4 protein-coding genes and 2 pseudogenes are annotated in these 3,281 nt (G+C 65.9%); 4 read left to right on the top strand and 2 right to left on the bottom strand.

The features are described from left to right. Positions 1–345, bottom strand: a 345-nt coding sequence (locus tag JF597_RS01570) for a twin-arginine translocation signal domain-containing protein (RefSeq protein WP_293987520.1), incomplete at its 3' end; no start/stop codon positions are given. 103 nt (positions 346–448) lie between these two features. On the opposite strand from JF597_RS01570, the gene JF597_RS01565 reads away from it, so the two are divergent. The 3 genes from JF597_RS01565 to JF597_RS01555 all read left to right on the top strand — a co-directional run bounded on the left by JF597_RS01565 (position 449) and on the right by JF597_RS01555 (position 2,472). Continuing rightward, positions 449–655, top strand: coding sequence for a hypothetical protein (locus JF597_RS01565; protein ID WP_293987518.1), 207 nt, complete (start codon positions 449–451; stop codon positions 653–655). 155 nt (positions 656–810) lie between these two features. Continuing rightward, positions 811–1,467, top strand: a complete 657-nt coding sequence (locus tag JF597_RS01560) for an HAD-IA family hydrolase (RefSeq protein WP_293987516.1) — start codon at positions 811–813, stop codon at positions 1,465–1,467. A gap of 181 nt (positions 1,468–1,648) precedes the next feature. Beyond that, positions 1,649–2,472 (top strand): IS5 family transposase gene (locus JF597_RS01555; protein ID WP_293987522.1). Its coding sequence is split into 2 segments (ribosomal slippage): positions 1,649–2,015 and positions 2,015–2,472, totalling 825 coding nucleotides; the frame shifts between segments, so codons are not numbered across the junction. 8 nt (positions 2,473–2,480) lie between these two features. Here the strand turns inward: JF597_RS01555 and JF597_RS01550 are convergent. After that, a pseudogene (locus JF597_RS01550) lies at positions 2,481–2,794 on the bottom strand (transposase); the annotation flags it as partial. Between the two features lie 297 nt (positions 2,795–3,091). On the opposite strand from JF597_RS01550, the pseudogene JF597_RS01545 reads away from it, so the two are divergent. Next, a pseudogene (locus JF597_RS01545) lies at positions 3,092–3,281 on the top strand (hypothetical protein); the annotation flags it as partial.

Below are 3,281 nucleotides of genomic sequence, written 5' to 3'. Positions count from 1 at the left end.
CACCCACAGATCGCCGTTTTTACTGCCCACTTTGCTCTGCACGAAGTAGATATGCCCGTAGACGTGATCGTAGGCGAACGACTGCATTGCCCAGTAGGGCTGGTGAAGCGTCTGCCGCAAGACGGGATTACCGCCGGTCCCGTCGAGTTTGAAATGCAGGGTCGGATCCACCGTGGCATTGGCCGTTCCCGCCGCGGACAGGGAGAGTCCGCCGGTCGCGGCGGCGACGGTCAACGCCGCGCTGCCACGAAGAAATGCGCGCCGGTTCGTGTGGTGCTTGCCGCTCTCGTGGGTTATATCGCTCAAATCATCACCCTCCAGGTCCGCCTGACAGATTTTGATCAAACTAGCAGTCAGATCGCTGTGAGAGGAGTGATGAGACTGAACTCGTGAGGGGCGTCTGGCAGGGCCCCAGTGTGGCCCCGGCTCGCCCCGGCTTGGAGCGTGGTTGGTCGCGGCAACGGGCCTGGAGGTCGATGGAGTGCAGCACTACACGCGCGACAACGACCGTACCCCCGACACCGCCAAATACGCGGACATGGTCGCCGCCGACCGGGATCTCACGCTCAGGGGGTACGACGTCTTCCGCTTCGGCCACGACGAACTGAAACAGCCCGAGGACGCCAAAAAACTCCTCCTCCAGTTGGCTTCGTAATCGGGCGCGGACACGACTTATCGACGAGTTTGGGCAGCACTTGTTGATCGCAGAGCCTCGAAATGTCGATGAGAACTGACACCGCTCGGGTCGCCTCCCCGCCGTAGCCGTGCCCAGTCTTGATCACGTGTGGGCTCTTGCCGCAGGATTGCCGGATGGCGACTTTAGAGCTGGTGTGGGACATGGACGGCACGCTGCTGGATTCCACCGTGGTGGTGCCGGCGGCCTTCGTTGCTGCGGTGCGAGAGCTCGGCGGGCCCAGTGTGGGCCCCGAAGAGGTGGTCGCCTCCTACTCCCGTGGAACGCCCGAGGTGATCTTGGCTCACCTGGTCGGACGTGAACTCGCGCTGGACGAGACCGAGGTGTACTACCGCAAGCTGAAGGACGTCGAGGTCGCTCCTTACCCGGGGGTGGCCCATGTGCTGGGCGCCCTTCGGGAAAGCGGCCGTGCTGTGGCGGTGTTCACTGGTGCCAGCAGTCGTGCTGGAGCGAGGCTGCTGAGAGCCGCGGGTCTCGACGTCGACGTACTCATCGGCGGAGACCACGTGCAGCGGCCCAAGCCGGCCGGCGACGGCCTGATCCTTGCCGCTGAGCAACTCGGCGTCGCACCAGCTGATCTGGCCTATATCGGAGACTCCCCACTCGACTTGCGTGCTGCCGCCGCCGCGGGAAGTGTCAGTGCCGCTGCCGCGTGGGGACACCAGTACGACGGCGCGGAACCGTCCGACGCCACCTTGACCAGGCCGGAGGACGCATTGCGGCTGCTCAGAGGTGACCACGACGGTGAACGTCCCGCGGCCGGAGCCGTCTGATTGATCTGCGAGCAAGCCCAGCACTCACCCCGGGGTGACGTCCTCAGCGGGCGTTGTCTTGGGCGGCGGCCCGAGCTTGGGTGATGGCGAGGCTGTTGCGGCCCTCTTGGTAGTGAGCAGCCCTAAGAGGTCCTAACAGAAGCTGTTGATCATGTGACTGTTGGTCTGGTTGTTCGTTGGTCTGGTCGTGGGAAAGAGGGAGTCGCGTCCGTGGATCGTCTCGGACGAACTGTGGTCGCTCATCGAGCCGTTGCTGCCGCAGCCGGGCCCGAAGCTGGTGGAGGGCCGGCCACGCATTCCGGACCGGAAGGCGCTGTGCGGGATCCTGTTTGTCCTGCACACCGGCATCCAGTGGGAGTATCTGCCGCAGGAGTTGGGCTTCGGGTCGGGGATGACCTGCTGGCGGCGGCTGGCCGCATGGAACGAGGCGGGCGTGTGGGACCAGTTGCACCTGGTGCTGCTGAAGAAGCTGCGGGCCGCGAAGAAGCTCGACTGGTCGCGGGCGGTGATCGACTCCTCCCATGTGCGGGCGGCTCGGCGCGGCCCAAAAGCGGGCCCAGCCCGGTCGACCGTGCACGGCCGGGCAGCAAGCACCATGTCCTCACCGACGGGCAGGGCATCCCGCTCGCGGTGTCGCTGACCGGGGGAAACCGCAACGACGTCACACAGTTGCTGCCCCTGCTGGACAAGGTTCCGCCCGTGGCCGGCGCGGTCGGCCGGCCACGACGCCGACCCGACGCGCTCCTCGCGGACCGCGGCTACGACCACGACAAGTACCGGCGACTGCTTCGTGCCCGCGGGATCCGTCCGGTCATCGCTGAACGGGGCGAAGAACACGGCAGTGGCCTGGGCACCTTCCGTTATGTGGTCGAGCGCACGATCGCCTGGCTGCACGGATTCCGCCGTCTGCGGGTCCGCTGGGAGAGACGCGACGACATCCACGAAGCCTTCCTCGGCCTCGCCGCCTGTCTGATCACCCACCGACACGTCCAACGCCTTTGTTAGGACCTCTAAGTGGCGGTGCCCTTCTTCAGGTCGCCGGTCTCATCGACCGTCATCAACACCGCGTCCTCATCATGCAGTTGCTCGATGGCGAAGCTGCGCAGATCGTCCCGGACCGCATCGGCATCCCACTTCGCCCTCGACAGCAGATGCTGCAGGCCGTACGGGGTGGCATCGCCGGCGTGCTCGGCCAGCGTCCAGCAATTCTTGCGTGGCAGGTCCGACAAGAGCCCGAGCACGAATTCCCGCGCGCCCGCCGCCGTGGTTCCACGCGGGTGAACCGGCCCGCGATGCGGCCATCAGGACCTCGAACATGTCCTGCCAGCGGGCGGGATCTATGCTGTGACCTGCGGTCACCGCCTGATCTTCTGTCTTCAGACACCGATGATCATCGGTGGTCGCATCCGTTTCGCATGCTGCCGGTCGTTGAGCAGAAGGTGCCGGGGCATCGGTGTCGTGATCGGGCTGACGCAGCCGAGCGACTACAAGGCAACGACGAGCGCGCAACGGGTGGGTGGCGACACTGCGGCCAGACGCCGCTCGCCCCCTACCATCCGGGGCAGGGGGCCCTACGCGCACCCCGGGGCAGGGGATAAGCATGTGGTCGACCAGTTCACGTCCGGTGTTCCGGCGCTTCGTCAACACCGTCGCGGTCGGGGTGGCCCTGGCCGCAACCTCAGGATGCACCGTTCCCGCCGACGCAGTCGCCGGCATCTCCGTGACCGCAGACGGCACTCTGCTCGGCGTCATGATGGTCTGCGGACATCAGATCGATGGCGCGACCCTCTACGTGGACAGCGACGACGTCAACA

The sequence above is a fragment of the Streptomyces sp. genome, from assembly GCF_019510245.1.
Taxonomy (GTDB): domain Bacteria; phylum Actinomycetota; class Actinomycetes; order Streptomycetales; family Streptomycetaceae; genus Streptomyces.
This window is presented reverse-complemented; position numbering and strand designations above follow the sequence as displayed.